At 43.4% G+C, this 16247-nt stretch carries 20 protein-coding genes; 16 read left to right on the top strand and 4 right to left on the bottom strand.

What is annotated here, in order from left to right:
• Nucleotide 1 precedes the first annotated feature (1 nt).
• The 3 genes from ACQYAC_RS10250 to nagA are packed head-to-tail and all read right to left on the bottom strand — an operon-like array spanning nucleotide 2 to nucleotide 2667.
• Nucleotides 2–727, bottom strand: a complete 726-nt coding sequence (locus ACQYAC_RS10250; protein ID WP_429943235.1) for a GntR family transcriptional regulator — start codon at nucleotides 725–727, stop codon at nucleotides 2–4.
• Between the two features lie 24 nt (nucleotides 728–751).
• Nucleotides 752–1477, bottom strand: a complete 726-nt coding sequence (nagB, locus tag ACQYAC_RS10245; protein WP_268466823.1) for a glucosamine-6-phosphate deaminase — start codon at nucleotides 1475–1477, stop codon at nucleotides 752–754.
• Nucleotides 1477–2667 carry an N-acetylglucosamine-6-phosphate deacetylase gene (gene nagA / locus ACQYAC_RS10240; RefSeq protein ID WP_429943234.1) on the bottom strand — a complete coding sequence of 397 codons (1191 nt, stop codon included), beginning with the start codon at nucleotides 2665–2667 and terminating at the stop codon, nucleotides 1477–1479. The genes nagB and nagA overlap by 1 nt, the downstream gene beginning before the upstream one ends.
• Nucleotides 2668–2845: 178 nt before the next feature.
• Here nagA and hprK point away from each other — a divergent pair, with 178 nt between their 5' ends.
• The 8 genes from hprK to ACQYAC_RS10200 all read left to right on the top strand — a co-directional run bounded on the left by hprK (nucleotide 2846) and on the right by ACQYAC_RS10200 (nucleotide 8655).
• Nucleotides 2846–3778 carry an HPr(Ser) kinase/phosphatase gene (gene hprK, locus ACQYAC_RS10235; RefSeq protein WP_058013598.1) on the top strand — a complete coding sequence of 311 codons (933 nt, stop codon included), beginning with the start codon at nucleotides 2846–2848 and terminating at the stop codon, nucleotides 3776–3778.
• 11 nt (nucleotides 3779–3789) lie between these two features.
• Nucleotides 3790–4614, top strand: a complete 825-nt coding sequence (gene lgt, locus ACQYAC_RS10230) for a prolipoprotein diacylglyceryl transferase (RefSeq protein ID WP_169055766.1) — start codon at nucleotides 3790–3792, stop codon at nucleotides 4612–4614.
• A gap of 19 nt (nucleotides 4615–4633) precedes the next feature.
• Nucleotides 4634–5578, top strand: a complete 945-nt coding sequence (locus tag ACQYAC_RS10225; protein ID WP_058013600.1) for a nucleoside recognition domain-containing protein — start codon at nucleotides 4634–4636, stop codon at nucleotides 5576–5578.
• The gene (gene ppaX, locus ACQYAC_RS10220; RefSeq protein ID WP_429943233.1) at nucleotides 5575–6225 is read left to right on the top strand and encodes a pyrophosphatase PpaX; all 651 of its coding nucleotides are present in this window, start codon (nucleotides 5575–5577) and stop codon (nucleotides 6223–6225) included. The genes ACQYAC_RS10225 and ppaX overlap by 4 nt, the downstream gene beginning before the upstream one ends.
• Nucleotide 6226: 1 nt before the next feature.
• On the top strand, nucleotides 6227–6745 hold the full coding sequence (locus ACQYAC_RS10215; RefSeq protein ID WP_144461752.1) for an acyltransferase: 519 nt from the start codon (nucleotides 6227–6229) through the stop codon (nucleotides 6743–6745).
• A gap of 69 nt (nucleotides 6746–6814) precedes the next feature.
• Entirely contained in the window at nucleotides 6815–7243 is a 429-nt protein-coding gene (locus tag ACQYAC_RS10210) for an Rrf2 family transcriptional regulator (protein WP_003213266.1), read from the top strand.
• Between the two features lie 86 nt (nucleotides 7244–7329).
• Nucleotides 7330–7971: an NAD(P)-dependent oxidoreductase gene (locus ACQYAC_RS10205; protein WP_058013603.1), complete on the top strand. Its 642-nt coding sequence runs from the start codon at nucleotides 7330–7332 to the stop codon at nucleotides 7969–7971.
• A gap of 45 nt (nucleotides 7972–8016) precedes the next feature.
• Nucleotides 8017–8655, top strand: coding sequence for a DsbA family protein (locus ACQYAC_RS10200; protein WP_429943232.1), 639 nt, complete (start codon nucleotides 8017–8019; stop codon nucleotides 8653–8655).
• Between the two features lie 60 nt (nucleotides 8656–8715).
• On the opposite strand, the gene ACQYAC_RS10195 is transcribed toward ACQYAC_RS10200, so the two are convergent.
• Nucleotides 8716–9510 carry a C39 family peptidase gene (locus ACQYAC_RS10195; RefSeq protein ID WP_429943231.1) on the bottom strand — a complete coding sequence of 265 codons (795 nt, stop codon included), beginning with the start codon at nucleotides 9508–9510 and terminating at the stop codon, nucleotides 8716–8718.
• A 233-nt stretch (nucleotides 9511–9743) separates the two neighbouring features.
• Between ACQYAC_RS10195 and ACQYAC_RS10190 the strand changes: the two genes are divergently transcribed.
• From ACQYAC_RS10190 to hisIE, 8 genes are read left to right on the top strand one after another with little or no spacing between them, the layout of a single operon-like run.
• Entirely contained in the window at nucleotides 9744–10919 is a 1176-nt protein-coding gene (locus ACQYAC_RS10190; RefSeq protein WP_106029371.1) for an ATP phosphoribosyltransferase regulatory subunit, read from the top strand.
• Nucleotides 10912–11553 carry an ATP phosphoribosyltransferase gene (gene hisG, locus ACQYAC_RS10185; RefSeq protein WP_003213329.1) on the top strand — a complete coding sequence of 214 codons (642 nt, stop codon included), beginning with the start codon at nucleotides 10912–10914 and terminating at the stop codon, nucleotides 11551–11553. Before ACQYAC_RS10190 ends, hisG begins: the two co-directional genes overlap by 8 nt.
• Nucleotides 11550–12839: a histidinol dehydrogenase gene (gene hisD, locus ACQYAC_RS10180; protein WP_268497519.1), complete on the top strand. Its 1290-nt coding sequence runs from the start codon at nucleotides 11550–11552 to the stop codon at nucleotides 12837–12839. Before hisG ends, hisD begins: the two co-directional genes overlap by 4 nt.
• A complete protein-coding gene (hisB, locus tag ACQYAC_RS10175; RefSeq protein WP_058013608.1) occupies nucleotides 12836–13420 on the top strand; it encodes an imidazoleglycerol-phosphate dehydratase HisB in 585 nt (194 codons plus the stop codon). The genes hisD and hisB overlap by 4 nt, the downstream gene beginning before the upstream one ends.
• Entirely contained in the window at nucleotides 13420–14058 is a 639-nt protein-coding gene (gene hisH / locus ACQYAC_RS10170; protein ID WP_429943229.1) for an imidazole glycerol phosphate synthase subunit HisH, read from the top strand. The genes hisB and hisH overlap by 1 nt, the downstream gene beginning before the upstream one ends.
• The gene (hisA, locus tag ACQYAC_RS10165; RefSeq protein ID WP_429943228.1) at nucleotides 14055–14792 is read left to right on the top strand and encodes a 1-(5-phosphoribosyl)-5-[(5-phosphoribosylamino)methylideneamino]imidazole-4-carboxamide isomerase; all 738 of its coding nucleotides are present in this window, start codon (nucleotides 14055–14057) and stop codon (nucleotides 14790–14792) included. Before hisH ends, hisA begins: the two co-directional genes overlap by 4 nt.
• Nucleotides 14789–15547 (top strand): imidazole glycerol phosphate synthase subunit HisF, encoded by a 759-nt coding sequence (gene hisF / locus ACQYAC_RS10160; protein WP_058013611.1) that lies wholly within the window; start codon nucleotides 14789–14791, stop codon nucleotides 15545–15547. Before hisA ends, hisF begins: the two co-directional genes overlap by 4 nt.
• Nucleotides 15544–16173 carry a bifunctional phosphoribosyl-AMP cyclohydrolase/phosphoribosyl-ATP diphosphatase HisIE gene (gene hisIE / locus ACQYAC_RS10155; protein ID WP_144461768.1) on the top strand — a complete coding sequence of 210 codons (630 nt, stop codon included), beginning with the start codon at nucleotides 15544–15546 and terminating at the stop codon, nucleotides 16171–16173. The genes hisF and hisIE overlap by 4 nt, the downstream gene beginning before the upstream one ends.
• Nucleotides 16174–16247: the final 74 nt, after the last annotated feature.

Below are 16247 nucleotides of genomic sequence, written 5' to 3'. Positions count from 1 at the left end.
TTTATCTTTCCATTGTATGAATCAGCTTGTAACGATCTCCTCTATAAACGGAAAGGACATATTCAAAGGGAATATCATTCTGAAAATAGGTCGTTCTTGCGATTGAGAGCACGGGATCGCCTATTGAAATAGACAGCACATGTGCTTCTTCATTTGAAGCAACATTCGCTTCAAGCTCTTGTTTTGCATGAGCAATTGTAAGGCCTGTTTGAGTCTCTATATATTCATATATAGAGCCAGTTAAATGTTCCCTTGTTAAATCTCCGGCAAATGCTTCAGGGATATAGCTCGTTTCAATCGCCATCGGTTCATCATTTGCGAGGCGTATCCGTTTGAGTTCAAATATAGCATCGCCATTTGAGAGTTGTAAGACAGGCAGCAAGTGATCTGGACAGACGATTTTTTTGAAATCAATCAGCTGGCTTGAAGCTTTAAGACCACGCTGACGCATATCCTCTGTAAAGCTTGTTAAACCTTGAAGCGGCTGTTCAAATTTTTTTCGACTCACAAAGGTGCCTTTCCCTTTTTGTCGATACAAATATCCTTCGTTCACAAGGTTCGATAAGGCTTGTCTGACAGTCATTCGACTTATACCAAAGCGTTCGGCATATTCTCTTTCAGAAGGAATGAGTGTATCAGGTGCTAATGTTCCATCCTCAATCTGTTTTTTCAAGTTCTCCATAATCTGATGGTACATCGGAATAGGTGACTGCTTATCAATAAACATGTGAAAATCCTCTCGTGTTTAGCTTTAGCGTAGTGAACCAGCTTCTCGATCAATCAAAATCGTCACATCTTCATGAAGTTTCAGAGCAGATGCTGGGAAGTCTGGATGTATCTCAGTCTGTTCTAAATATTGTATCACTTTCGCTTTTGATTTTCCTGATGCAAGAAGGAGAATCTTTTTACTAGAAAGAATGCTTGCAATGCCCATGGTGATGGCATGTGTAGGCACTTCATCAATAGAAGAAAAGTATCTTGCATTGGCCTGCCGTGTGTTTTCATCTAGTTGCACGACATGAGTCTTTGAGTTAAATGGGGTACCGGGCTCGTTAAACCCAATATGTCCATTTTGACCGATTCCAAGAAGCTGAAGGTCGATGCCGCCTATATCTTGAATAAGCTGATCATATCTTAAGCATTCTTTTTCTAAATCAGGTGCAGCGCCATTTGGAAGAAAATACTGATCCTGTGGAAGATCAATATGATCAAATAAATGACGTTTCATGTAGGTCATATAACTATTTTCATGATCTGGCTCAAGTCCTGCATATTCATCTAAATTGACTGTTTTTGTTTGTTTGAATGACAATTGTTGCGATTGATGAAGGTGAATTAACTCTTGATACGTATCAAGAGGTGTACCGCCCGTTGCCAGGCTGAGTACGGCATCTGGTTTAGAAGCGATTGTGTGCGCGATCAGGGCTGCTGCTTCTTTCCCTAATTGTTTTTTATCTTCAAATTCAATGATGTTCATTAGTGGTTGGCCTCCTTATTCTCAAAGACGATTTGTCCATGACAGATCGTCATCATTAGTTCGCCAGACTCATCCCAGATCACAAGGTCTGCTTGTTTTCCAACTTCGATCGAACCAAGCTGCTGATCCAGTCCTAGCTGAATGGCTGCATTAGTTGAAGTCATCTTTGCGATCTCTGTCCATTCGCAATGTGTGATCTGTTTCATCCGTTTGACGCCATCTTTCATGCGCAGAATCGATCCTGCTAGTGTACCGTCTGCCAGTAAAGCTTTTTCGCCGCTGACTGTGACTGTTTGGCCCCCAAACTCATACGTGCCATTCCCGAGTCCTTTTGCGCGCATCGAGTCAGTGATCATTATTAAACGATCACTTCCTTTTGCTAAATAGGCAAGCTTGATGGAAAGTGGGTGAGAGTGTATCCCATCCGTAATCAGCTCAGTATGAAGATCCTCGTTCGTAAGAGCAGCTCCTACAGCGTTTGGTTCTCGATGCTGAAACGAACTCAGTGCATTATAAAGATGTGTGACATGGCGTGCACCATGCTTTGCTGCTAATTCAATCATGTCATGATGGGCATTCGTATGTCCAATAGAAGGAATAATGTTTTTTTCTTGCAACAAGGAAAGAAAAGCAAAGTCAGGGTCTTCCTCAGGTGCGAACGTGACAATTCGAATAAGCTGTTCAGAAGCATCCAGCCATTTTTCAAAAAGAGGGCGATCGGGCTGCTTGATCCATTGAACAGGCTGTGCCCCTGCTTTATCTTTAGAAATAAAAGGACCTTCAAGATGGATACCTAAACATTGTGCCTGAACGCCTGCTTGTTCTTCATTGTATTGTTTCCACTGGGCGACATTTTTAAGTGCTTGCTCTATTTCCTGATGGTTTTGAGTGATGGTTGTGGCTAAAAAACTTGTCGTTCCTTCTGATGGTAAGTTAGCAGCGAGTGTATTCATGGCTTCTGATGTCGCATCCATCATATCTGCTCCATATCCACCATGGATGTGAATATCAATCATTCCGGGAAGTAAATAAAAGTTTTCCCGGGAAATATATACTTTTTCATAATTTCCTGTCGGTGGTGATGTTGAAATATAGTCAATCTTGCCGTCGCGTAAACCGACAAAACCGTTTGTCATCATTTCAGTCTTTGTCACAATATGAATATTGGAGAGCAATAAAGAGCTGCTCATGATTGTGCCCCCTTTAGTCATTGTCTTTGACTTAGTTTACCCTTTTTAAGTATAGTTGTCTATACCAGTTGATGAACGGAAAACAGGATCAGGATAAAATACTGTTTTGGGATCATCATTGAAAGTGATAAAATAGAGCTGTATTTCTGAATCGCCTGTGATAAAAGGAGGAAGAAGCGTGCCGAAAGTTCGTACGAAGGACATAATGGAACAATTTCATCTTGAACTGGTAAGTGGGGAAGAAGGGATTAATCGTCCCATTACAATCAGTGATCTTTCCAGACCAGGTATTGAAATGGCTGGTTATTTTACATATTACCCAAAAGAAAGAGTTCAACTTTTAGGGAAAACAGAGCTTTCTTTTTTTGAACAGCTCCCAGAACGCGAACGAAAGCAGAGAATGATGTCTCTTTGTACTGATATTACCCCTGCAATTATTTTGTCACGAGATCGTGAAGTGCCGAAGGAATTAATTGCAGCTTCAAATGAAAATGGTGTACCTGTGTTACGTTCAAGCCTAAAAACGACAAGACTTTCGAGTCGTTTGACCAACTTTTTAGAAAGCAAGCTTGCACCTACAACCGCGATTCATGGCGTGCTCGTAGATGTATATGGTGTAGGTGTATTGTTAATTGGAAAAAGCGGAGTAGGAAAAAGTGAAACAGCCTTAGAATTAGTAAAGAGAGGACACAGGCTGGTCGCAGATGATTGCGTGGAAATCCGTCAAGAGGATCAGGATACGTTAGTCGGAAGCGCACCAGAGCTGATTGAACATCTTTTAGAGATCCGTGGATTAGGCATCATTAATGTGATGACCTTATTTGGAGCTGGGGCTGTCAGAAGCTATAAGAGAATTACGATTGTGATGAATCTTGAGCTTTGGGAACAAGGCAAACAGTACGATCGTTTAGGACTTGAAGAAGAGAAGATGCGAATCATCGATACAGATGTACCGAAGCTTACCATTCCTGTCCGCCCTGGTCGAAACTTAGCGGTTATCATTGAGGTGGCTGCGATGAACTTCAGGTTAAAACGCATGGGACATAATGCGGCGGAACAATTTACAAGTAAACTAGCCGATGTCATTGAAGACAATGGCCAAGATGAATAGGAGTTGTCTATATGAACGAAGCGATTCAGCCAATTGATCCGATTGCTTTTCAGCTCGGACCTCTTTCGGTTCATTGGTATGGTGTGATCATTGGGGTCGGAGCCTTACTAGGACTCTGGCTCGCACTAAGAGAATGTGAGAAAAGAGGAATCAATAAAGATACGTTTATTGATTTAATCTTATTTGCCATTCCAATAGCGATTATTTGTGCACGAATTTATTATGTATCCTTCGAATGGGATTACTATCAGCAGCACCCAAATGAAATCATTAAGATTTGGCATGGCGGAATTGCCATTCATGGCGGGCTGATAGGTGCTGTGCTGACAGCGATCGTCTTCACAAAAGTGAAAAAGGTGTCCTTCTGGAAAATAGCCGATGTAGCAGCACCTAGTATTTTACTAGCGCAGGCCATTGGACGATGGGGGAACTTTATTAATCAGGAAGCGCATGGTGAGGCTGTTTCAAGAGCCTTTTTAGAGAATTTGCATTTGCCTGAGTTTATCGTTAATCAAATGTATATTGATGGGACGTATTATCACCCAACGTTCTTATATGAATCATTATGGAATCTTGCCGGTGTTGTGATCTTGGTTTTATTACGTAGAACATCGATGCGCAGAGGCGAAATCTTCTTGTCTTATTTAATTTGGTATTCAATCGGTCGTTTCTTCATAGAAGGTATGAGAACGGACAGTTTGATGCTGACAGAACATCTTCGGATCGCTCAAATGATTTCGATTGCCATTTTTGCAGTGGCTGTTCTGCTGATCATCTTTAGAAGAATAAAAGGTCACGCATCGATTCCGTATAAAGAGAACAACTCATCGAATTAAAGCAGGGGGGATCAGAAGGATGCGGGAGACATGGAAAAACGGCTTAAAAGCAGGGCTATCGACAACTTGGACACTTGGAAAAGTCATCTTTCCGGTTACCATTCTCGTCAGTATCTTGCAGCATACGCCTGTTATGGATTGGATCATTCAATTCATACGGCCATTTATGGGATTGTTTGGTCTTTCAGGAGAAGCAGCCATTCCGCTTGTGTTAGGAAATGTGCTGAACTTGTATGCGGGCATAGCCGCCATTTTGACACTAGATCTTCCTGTGAAGGAAGTGTTCATATTGGCCGTGATGCTGTCCTTTTGTCATAACCTGATCATCGAATCGACAGTGGCAGCAAAGGTTGGACTGAGAGTGTCTGTCATTTTGCTGGTCAGAATCAGTCTTGCTGTTGTTTCGGCTATTGTCATTCATCTCGTTTGGCAGGGAGGCCAGGAGCCGGCACAATATGGACTGCTGACGGCTGCCCAAACGGCTGATGTACCTTCTAGCTGGTACATGATTGTCCTTGTCGCTTTACAAAAAGCCGTACTCGGTGTGCTCCAGCTCGCCTGTATCGTCATCCCTCTCATGATCATCATTCAATTCATGAGAGATTTAGGATGGCTCCATACGCTGTCTAAGTGGCTGTCTCCATTTACGAGAATGCTTGGGATGAAAGAAAATACGTCGATGACGATGGTCGCTGGGTTAACGATTGGTCTGGCATACGGAGCTGGCGTGATGATGAAGGCAGTGGAAGAGGACGGCGTGAGTAAAAAGGATTTAACTCTTGCTTTCATTTTCCTTGTTGCCTGCCATGCAGTGGTCGAAGATACGCTGATATTTATTCCACTTGGGATTCCTGTATGGCCGCTTCTTGTCATCCGTTTGATATCTGCTATTTTATTAACAGCTGCCATTAGCTATATTTGGCGAAAGCGCGATCTCGCAGCTGTTAGAAAGGAAGCCATATGAACGAATCAACTATTAACACCGTGCTATTTGATTTAGATGGCACATTAATCAATACGAATGAATTAATTATTGCTTCATTTCAACATACGCTTGATCATTATTACCCTAGTCAGTACAGCCGTGAAGAGATCCTTCATTTCATTGGTCCGTCATTATTTGATACATTCTCTGCGATGGATCCTGATCTAACGGATGACATGATTCAGATGTACCGTATGTTTAATCATGAACAGCATGATCTGCTCGTCACTGAATATGAGACTGTTTTAGATACATTGAAAGTCTTGCAGGATCGAGGGTTTAAGCTTGGAATTGTCACAACAAAGATACGTGACACAGTGTTAATGGGATTGAAGCTGACTGGTTTAGAGCCATTTTTTGAAGTGATTGTGACGCTCGATGATGTCCAAAATGAGAAGCCGCATCCGGAGCCTGTCCAGCTGGCATTATCCAAGCTTGGCAGTGATCCACATGAAGCAGTGATGGTCGGCGATAATTATCACGATATTTTGTCTGGTCAAGCGGCAGGGACAAAAACAGCAGGTGTTGCTTGGTCAATTAAGGGAGAAGAAGCCCTTTTAAAGCATCGCCCTGATTTTATGCTAAAGAAAATGAGTGATCTTCTGGCGATTGTTGGAGCTGATTGAGTTGAGAAAAACAGATCGTTATCCTGTAAAAGGGGTCAATTCGTTAAGACAAGTCTATCGGACAGTCCCTTTTTTCAAAGTGGTGAAAAACTTCATTTTCATTCAAATCGCACGGTACACGCCTTTTATGGGAATGAAAAATTGGATATACCGAACCTTTCTTCGTATGAAGGTCGGCGAAGATACAGCGTTTGCCTTAATGGTCATGGTTGACCTCATGTTTCCTGAGAAAATCACAGTCGGTCGAAATACTGTCATTGGCTATAATACGACCATTTTGTCCCATGAGTATTTGATTAAAGAATACAGACTTGGGGAAGTCTATATTGGTGATGAAGTCTTAATTGGAGCCAATTCCACCATTTTACCTGGTGTGACCATTGGGGATGGAGCGATCGTTTCGGCTGGTACACTTGTACATAAGGATGTTCCAGCAGGCTCATTTGTTGGAGGAAATCCAATGCGCATGATTTATACGAAAGAAGAAATGAAAGCACGTCAATCTAAGTCTGCTGAGTAGCTCGGCAGATTTTTTTGTTGACAATATGTTGTGGTGTAACTATAATGATTACAATAGAGGTGAGAAAACATGAAAATCAGCAGCAGATTTACTGTCGCTGTCCATATTCTGGCCTTGCTATCACTTGAAAAAGGATCATTACAGACATCGGAGGATATCGCAGGAAGTGTGAATACCAACCCAGTGGTCATCCGCCGTATTATGAGTAAATTAAAAAAAGCAGGCCTAATCTCAACGAGTCTTGGCAAAGGCGGTTCTCAACTGAACCGCAGTGAAGACGATATCACGCTGCTTGATGTGTATAAAGCGGTTGAAGTGGTGGATGAGGGAGAATTGTTTCAAATCCATGAAAGCCCAAATCCTGACTGTCCGATTGGTGCAAATATCCAAGCTGTGCTTGAGTTAATCTTGTGCCGCGCTCAAAGTGCGATGGAGCAAGTGCTTGCTGAGATCAAATTAAGTGAACTAACGCAGGTGTTAATTAAAAAAATTGGATGATCTATTCAATTTTTTTTACCTATGTTGTAACTGAATTGGTTACACCTTTATTTATCGAATAACATCATTTTACAGGAGGAATTCATATGAAAATCGGTATTATTGGCGCTACAGGTAAAGCAGGACAGGAAATTGTAAAAGAGGTTCTATCAAGAGGACATGAGGTAACAGCCATCGTTAGAGATGCGAAAAAAGTGACAGATTCATCGGTAGCTGTTATCGAGAAGGATGTGTTTCATTTACAAGCAGAAGACATTAAAGGGTTTGATATCATCGTCAATGCATTTGGCGCACCTGCTGGACAAGAACACCTTCACGTAGAGGCTGGGAAAAAGCTGATTGATATTTTGAAAGAAGTACCCGATACGCGTTTAATCGTTGTGGGCGGAGCGGGCAGTCTTTTTGTTGATGAAGCCAAAACAACAAGACTTGTTGATACACCAGAATTTCCAAAGGAGTATATGGCGACTGCTTCACAGCAAGGTGAAAACCTCAAAGACCTTCAACAAACCGAAGGGTTAAAATGGACTTTTCTCAGCCCTGCTGCATTCTTTGATCCAGCAGGCAAACGCACAGGTTCTTATGTGAAAGGGAAAGACCAGCTGATTGTCAATTCTAAAGGTGACAGCTATGTGAGCTATGCTGACTACGCCATTGCGCTTGTCGATGAAATGGAGCAGGCTGCCCATGTTGGAGAACGTTTTACTGTTGTATCTGAAGCAGAATAAATCAATTCGTTACCGCTAAAAAACGAGGAGTAAGGAGTTTAACGTATGAATGATCAAGAATTGTCTCTCATTTATGTATGGGATGCTTATTGTGGCTGGTGTTATGGATTTTCCAACAGTATCCGTACTTTGCATGAGAATCATCCTGAAATGTCACTGACGCTAGTATCTGGCGGCTTATTTGTAGGAGAAAGAAGTCTTCCAATAAAGGAATATCCACATATATCAGAAGCGAATCAGCGGATCAGTCAGCTAACTGGCGTTGAGTTTGGTGAACGTTATCAGAAGCTGCTAGCAAACGGGACATTTGTCTTAGACTCTGAGGCTGCAGCCATTGGGTTTTCAGCATTAAGATCCGTTGCTCCAGATCGTGCATTGTACTTGGCTGCATCGATGCAAAAGGCTTTTTATCAAGACGGAAAAAGCCTGAGCGATGATGAAACGTATCAGGAAATCGCTCTGGCACATGAACTTGATCCTAATATCGTCATTGAACGAATGAAAACAAAAGAAGTCATCAATGATGCGTATGCCGACTTTGCAAAGGTTCATCAGCTTCAAGTGAATGGCTACCCTGCCCTTTTATTAAAAAAAGGGGATGAATACTTCAATGTAGGCGGAGGAGCGATGACAGCTGAAAAGCTTGAGGAGCGCCTGAAGGAAATCATAGAAGCATCATCATGAAAAAAACCATCCTCTATTCGGATAGAGGATGGTTTTTCATGTTTTCAAAGAGAAATTATTCTATGCTTTAATGATAATCGCTTGACTGCCCATCTGTTCCCAAGAATCTTCAAACTGGTCGCGATCGACTTTTTGATTCTTTTCTCCGTATGGGTTATTTAAGTAAACATGCTCCTTGTCATAGCCTGTGATGACCACGCTATGCATATTAAAGCTTACATCTATTTTGCCATTTGGTGTATTCCATGTTTCGATGTTATCTGTTTTGTCAAAGGTGGATGTGGTAATCACCCAAACAGGATACCCTTTTTCAAGTGATTGATAGATGGCCTTTTTGACAGGTTTTCCGCTTAAATCGACGACTTGAGCGCCCGCATATTTTTTCGCAAGCTGATAAATAGGTTCATGGTATACACCAAGACCTGGTCCATTCTCCATATCGCCTACAAATCCGTCATGTGGGTCTCCTTTTAAGCCATTTTCGTAATTGAGCGGAACACGTTTAATTTCATTTGCCAATGCGTCTTTCGTCACTTGCTCGTATCCGCTGTAATGAAGAAGCATCGCTAAGCTTGTAACTTCGCATCCATTATAAAGCTTTGGGGCATCCATTTGATTGTAGAGGGTGACGTCCATGGCTTTTTTGCTTCCTTTTAAGGAAGAATAGGTGGTGTCTGTTTTTTTCGTTGATCGTGTTTCTTCAGCTGCGAGTGCTGTATCGTTTTCTTTTTCTTTGGCTGCTTCGTGTGGTGAAGCTGTCTTTTTGACTTGGTCGATTTGTGTCACGTATATAAAGCCGAAATAAACAAGGCATGCGCACAACAAAGTTAAGATTAATGTCTGGATGAACTTCACTGTAATCTCCTGTTTTATTCAATATTTTTATGTATTATAGCACGTTCTTTCATCGAACATATAGAAAAGGGACAGGTGTCACTTGAATGTAATAATTCCACAAATTTTTCATGAAAATAGAGAGAAAATAAAAATGATTGATTTAATCACTTTATTTTGTTAGCATATTATCATATTAGCGAACTAAAGGATTCGGAATTTTTTGTTTTAATGTGTTGGAGGTGCAGAAGAACATGTTTATGTTTGAGAAACCATATGGTATGCGGGATTCATTACCAGGATTGTATGAGACGAAGAAAAAAGTGAGACATTCCTTAACAGAGGTTATGAATGGTTGGGGTTACCGATTGATGGAGACACCAACGCTTGAATTTTACGATACAGTCGGTGTTCAATCGGCGATTACAGATACACAGCTCTTTAAGCTTTTAGATCAGAACGGGCAAACCCTTGTACTGAGACCTGATATGACGGGACCTATTGCGAGAGTGGCAGCATCAAAGCTTCATGAACAGGCGTATCCGCTTCGCGTTGGGTATGCGGCCAATGTGTTCCGGGCGCAGGAAAGAGAAGGCGGAAGGCCATCAGAATTTGAGCAGGTCGGAATTGAGTTGATTGGTGACGGTTCGATTAGTGCAGATGCTGAAGTGATCGCGCTTGTCGTATTCGCATTAAAGAATGCTGGGCTCAAGTCCTTCAAAATCGCGATTGGGCATGTCGCTTTAGCAGAGACGTTATTTGTAGATGTACTGGGAAATACAGAGCGTGCAAACGTTCTTCGCCGATTCTTATATGAAAAGAATTATGTAGGATACCGTCAGCATGTGAAGCAATTACCACTCTCCTCTATCGATAAAACGAGGCTGTTACAGCTCTTAGAGTTAAGAGGCGGCCAGGAAGTCACAGAGCGGGCAGAGGAAATCGTCGTTTCACAAGAAGGAAAAGAGGTGCTCACGCAGTTAAAGTCGCTTTGGGAGACACTTGAAGATTACGGCTGTACAGAATATATCCGTCTAGATTTAAGCATGGTGAGTCATATGAGCTACTACACGGGTATTTTGTTTGAAGTATTTGCAGATCATGTTGGGTCAGTCATCGGAAGTGGCGGCAGATATGACCAATTGCTTGCTCATTTCGATGCACCTGCACCAGCTACAGGATTCGGACTTCGATTAGACCGTCTGCTTGAAGCACTTGATGCAAAAGAAATCAATGAGCCGCAGGAGGCAGTGATTTTTAGTAAAGAACAACGGCTGGAGGCTTTTGCTTTTGCAGAAAAGGAGCGGTCAAAAGGGAAAAAGATCGTGCTTCAAGACTTAGCAGGGATTGAAAATATTGACGCGATGACCAAGGCATTTGAGCAGGTGACTTATTTTATCGGTGCTAGAAAGGGAGAGCAAAATGGGTAAAGTGTTGACGATGGCGATGCCGAAGGGCCGGATATTTGAAGAAGCCGCAGGGCTGTTAAGGCAGGCGGGATATCAGCTGCCAGAGGAATTCGAGGATTCAAGAAAGTTAATTATTGATGTACCGGAAGAAAACCTCCGCTTTATTTTAGCGAAGCCAATGGATGTGACGACTTATGTAGAGCACGGTGTAGCAGATGTTGGCATTGCAGGGAAGGATGTCATGCTCGAAGAAGCTCGTGATGTGTACGAGGTGCTGGACTTAAACATCAGTAAATGCCATTTAGCGGTTGCCGGATTGCCGGGAGCCAGCTGGGGCGGTGTCGCGCCGCGTGTGGCAACAAAGTATCCAAATGTCGCATCTTCCTATTTTAGAGAACAAGGGGAGCAAGTAGAGATCATTAAGCTGAATGGTTCCATTGAATTAGCACCGCTCATCGGACTCGCCGACCGTATTGTTGACATTGTCTCTACAGGTCAAACACTTAAGGAAAACGGACTTGTTGAAACGGAGCATATTTGTGATATTACGTCACGCTTTATTGTCAATCCTGTGAGCTATCGGATGAAGGATGCGGTGATCGATGAAATGGCGCAGCGCCTTGCAAGAATCATTGAAGGGGAGGAAACATCATGAACATCACCTACATAAAAGAAGGTGAGACAGAGACACTCTCACTCAAGCGGACTTTAGATACAGGCACGGAAGAGCAGCGCCTGGCTGTTCAGCGGATTATACAAGAAGTGAGGAAAAATGGTGATCAAGCGGTACAGTCTTTTACGAAGCAATTTGATGGGGTGCAGCTTGAAGACTCGCTTGTCACAGAGGAAGAAATGACAAAAGCCTTCGAACGCTTGGACCCAGCCATGATTCAGGTGATCCAAACGGCTATCCGTCATATTCGCACATACCATGAGCGTCAGATGGCATCCTCTTGGTTTTATCACCAGCAAGATGGCTCTATGCTTGGACAAAAGGTGACACCGCTTGATGCAGTTGGTGTGTATGTCCCCGGCGGAACAGCTGCTTATCCATCATCTGTTTTAATGAATGTGATTCCGGCGCTTGTCGCTGGTGTTCAGCGAATTGTCCTTGTGACACCCCCAGGGAAAGACGGCTACCTCTCTGACGCTGTACTCGTTGCTGCGAAGGAGCTCGGTATTACAGAGATGTATAAAATGGGCGGTGCACAGGCGATTGCGGCACTTTCCTATGGAACAGAAAGTATCCAGCCTGTTGATAAAATCACAGGTCCAGGCAACATATATGTCGCACTGGCAAAGCGGGAAGTATTTGGGCAGGTAGATATTGATATGATTGCCGGTCCAAGTGAAATTGCGGTTCTAGCAGACGACACGGCCATAGCACATGAAGTGGCGGCCGATTTACTTTCTCAGGCAGAGCATGATGCGATGGCATCTAGTATTTTGGTGACTCCGTCTAAGACACTTGCGGAAAACGTGCAAGCTGAGGTGCAAACGCAGCTGAATACCTTGCCAAGAAAATCAATCGCCGCACAATCCATACAACATCATGGCCGTATATACGTGACAGATTCCATGGATCGTGCAGTAGACGTCGTCAATCAGTTAGCGCCAGAGCATTTAGAGGTGCTGACAGCATATCCAGAATCATTTCTTGGTCAAATCAAGCACGCAGGGGCGATTTTTTTAGGGCGTTATAGCCCTGAGCCGGTGGGCGATTATTTTGCAGGACCGAATCACGTGCTGCCAACCAACGGAACAGCTAGATTTTCTAGCCCGCTTGGTGTGACCGATTTTCAAAAGAAAACGAGCATTATTTCATATAGTCAAGAAGCCTTTGAGACACACAGGGATAGCATTGCGGCTTTTGCCAGGTTAGAAGGGCTCGAGGCACATGCAAGGTCGATTGAATCGAGAAAGCGGGAGGAATCGTCATGAGACAGGCGGAAACAGCGAGACAAACAAATGAAACGAATATTTCGTTATCGTTAGAGATTGATGGGGAAGGAAAAGCGGATATACAAACAGATGTCCCTTTTATGACACACATGCTCGATCTATTTACGAAGCATGGACACTTTAATTTGACCGTCGATGCGAAAGGAGATACGGATGTTGATGATCACCACACAACAGAAGATATTGGCATCGTGCTTGGGCAAATGTTTAAGGAAGCGTTAGGTGATAAAAAGGGGATTAAGCGGTATGGCTCCAGCTTTGTTCCTATGGATGAAACGCTTGCTCAGGTTGTGGTCGATTTAAGCAATCGTCCTCATTTGGAAATGAGAGCGGCCTTTCCAAGTCAAAAGGTCGGTACCTTTGATACAGAGCTCGTACATGAGTTTCTTTGGAAGTTTGCGTTAGAAGCTCGTATAAATCTTCATGTAATTGTTCACTATGGAACCAATACACACCATATGATTGAAGCTATTTTTAAAGCAATGGCACGTGCTTTAGATGAAGCAACAACCATTGATCCACGTGTGAAAGGGATTCCTTCGACAAAGGGGATGCTCTAATGATCGGCGTCATTGATTACGGAATGGGAAATTTGTTCAGCGTATCAAAAGCACTGGAACGAGCAAGCGCCAGTTATATCGTCTCCTCTGATGTGGAGGAGCTCAAAAAGGCAGATGCTTATATTTTGCCTGGGGTTGGTTCGTTTCGTGATGCGATGCAGCTGTTAAAACAGACAGGGCTTGAGGCGTTTATCCACCAAGTAGTGCAGGAAGGAAAGCTGCTCTTTGGCATTTGTCTTGGGATGCAGCTGTTATTTGAAGAGAGTGAAGAGGCAGGGCGTACAAAAGGATTGGGGCTGCTAAAAGGGCGTATCGTTCTTTTAAAGGATCGTGACCAGGATGGGCAAAGGCTGAAGGTGCCTCATATGGGCTGGAATGAGCTTACATTTCATCAGCCCTCCCCATTGTTTGACGGGGTACCGGAAGGATTTGCGTACTTTGTTCACTCTTATTATGTGAGGGATATGAATGCAGAAGAGCAATTAGCAAGCGCAGACTATGGCGTTCAAGTACCAGCAATTGTCGGCAAGGGAAATGTGCTAGGTGCACAGTTTCACCCTGAAAAAAGCAGTACAACGGGCATGGCGCTGCTCAAACAATTTATTCAATTAGCAAACGAACAGAGGGTGAACAGATGAGTGAATTTACATTGTATCCAGCGATTGATATGAGAAATGGCAAATGTGTACGGCTTGTGCAAGGAGATTATGATCAAGAAACCATTTATGGAGATTCGCCGCTCGATATGGCGACGCGATTTGCAAATGAAGGAGCAAAGTGGATTCATCTTGTTGACTTAGATGGCGCGAAAGCGGGGAATCGCGTCAATCATGAGCATGTGCTGGCGATTGCTTCATCCTTAGATGTAAATGTACAAATAGGCGGCGGCATTCGGACAGAAGAAGATGTTGCTTTTTATATAAACAGTGGTGTAGCTAGGGTCATTCTTGGCAGCTCGGCTGTTTCTAACCTTGCCTTTGTGAAAAAAATGCTTGCGCAATATGGGGAGAAAATAGCGATTGGCATTGATGCGCGAAATGGATTCGTATCGACTGAGGGGTGGCTTGAAACATCGAAAGTGAAGGCAGAGGATCTCGGCAAAGAATTGGCAAAGGAAGGCGCGGAGGTCTTTATTTTCACAGATATTCAAATGGATGGCATGCTGGCTGGTCCTAATGTGGAAAGTACAGTTCGCTTAGCAGAAGCTACTGGCAAACAAGTCATTGCTTCAGGCGGTATCAGTTCGGTAGCCGATCTTCAAAAGCTGTCAGCACAAAAACAGTCAGGCGTTTCTGGTGCGATCATTGGAAAGGCACTTTATACGGAGCGGTTTACTTTAGCTGAGGCAATTGAAGGGCTTGAGAGCGTATGATGACAAAACGAATCATCCCATGTCTCGATGTGAAGGAAGGACGTGTGGTCAAAGGGGTGCAATTCCTCGGCTTAAAGGATGCTGGTGATCCGGTAGAATTAGCGCAGATATATGATGAGGAAGGGGCGGATGAACTCGTCTTTCTTGATATTTCTGCCTCTCATGAAGGCCGGAAAACGATGGTGGATGTGGTCAAGCAAGTAGCGTCAACCCTTGCCATCCCTTTTACGGTAGGCGGCGGAATTAACCACCTTGATGACATGAAGCGCATACTAAGAGCGGGTGCAGACAAAGTATCTGTGAACACAGCGGCAGTTTTAAGACCAGAACTGATTTCAGAAGGCGCCGATTTTTTTGGTTCTCAGTGCATCGTTGTCGCAATAGATGCAAAGTACGATGAAGAGAAAAAAGCGTACATGGTTTATACACACGGAGGGCGCCGTCAAACGGATATAGAGGTTAGCGATTGGGCAAAAGAAGCCGTACTGAGGGGAGCAGGAGAGATTTTGCTGACAAGTATGGATGCTGACGGCGAGAAAAAGGGCTTTGATCATCGATTAACAAAGCTTGTGTCAGAAGCTGTCACCGTACCTGTCATTGCTTCAGGGGGCGCTGGCAATGCTCAGCATATGCTGGAGGCATTTACAAGAGGAGAAGCGGATGCAGCTTTAGCAGCTTCCATTTTTCATTATAAAGAGACTTCAATTCAAGAAGTAAAGACATACTTGAGAGAACACGGGGTGAAGGTCAGATGAAACAGGCAAACGAATTATCCTTTAATGAGGCAGGCCTGATACCTGCGATTGTACAGGATGCTCAAAGTAAGGAAGTATTGACATTGGCGTATATGAATCAAGAATCCTATGAAAAAACACTAGAAACAGGAGAAACATGGTTTTACAGCCGGTCAAGAAATGAACTTTGGCACAAAGGCGCCACATCTGGACATACTCAGCGAGTCACATCTATTCGATATGACTGTGACAAAGATGCTCTGCTTGTTCTTGTCACACCAAGTGGACCAGCCTGCCACACTGGCAGCTATAGCTGCTTTTCGGAAGAAGGCGTGAAGCGTCAAACGGAAGAGCAGGATCGTTTTGCCATTTTCAATGAACTTGAACAGGTGATTGCGAAACGTCAGGCAGAAATGCCAGAAGGCGCTTATACAACCTATCTTTTTGAAAAAGGGGTCGACAAAATCCTGAAAAAGGTAGGAGAAGAAGCGTCAGAGGTCATCATTGCCGCGAAAAACCGGGATCAAGAAGAATTGAAATGGGAAACAGCCGATCTGCTGTATCACCTGCTTGTGTTATTACGTGAACAGCAATTGCCGCTTGATGATGTATTAAAAGTATTAAAAAAACGTCATCAAGGTGAGTGAAAAGCCGGAGGCACCTCTGGCTTTTTATTTTCCAAGTGTAAAACAAATCCTTCCTTTTCTTTTGTTCTATGTGA

Origin of the sequence: Bacillus sp. MM09(2025), assembly GCF_050496725.1 — a bacterium.
Classification (GTDB): domain Bacteria; phylum Bacillota; class Bacilli; order Bacillales; family Bacillaceae; genus Bacillus; species Bacillus pumilus.
Note: the sequence above shows the minus strand (reverse complement) of the source record. Positions and strands in the feature narration are given on the sequence as shown.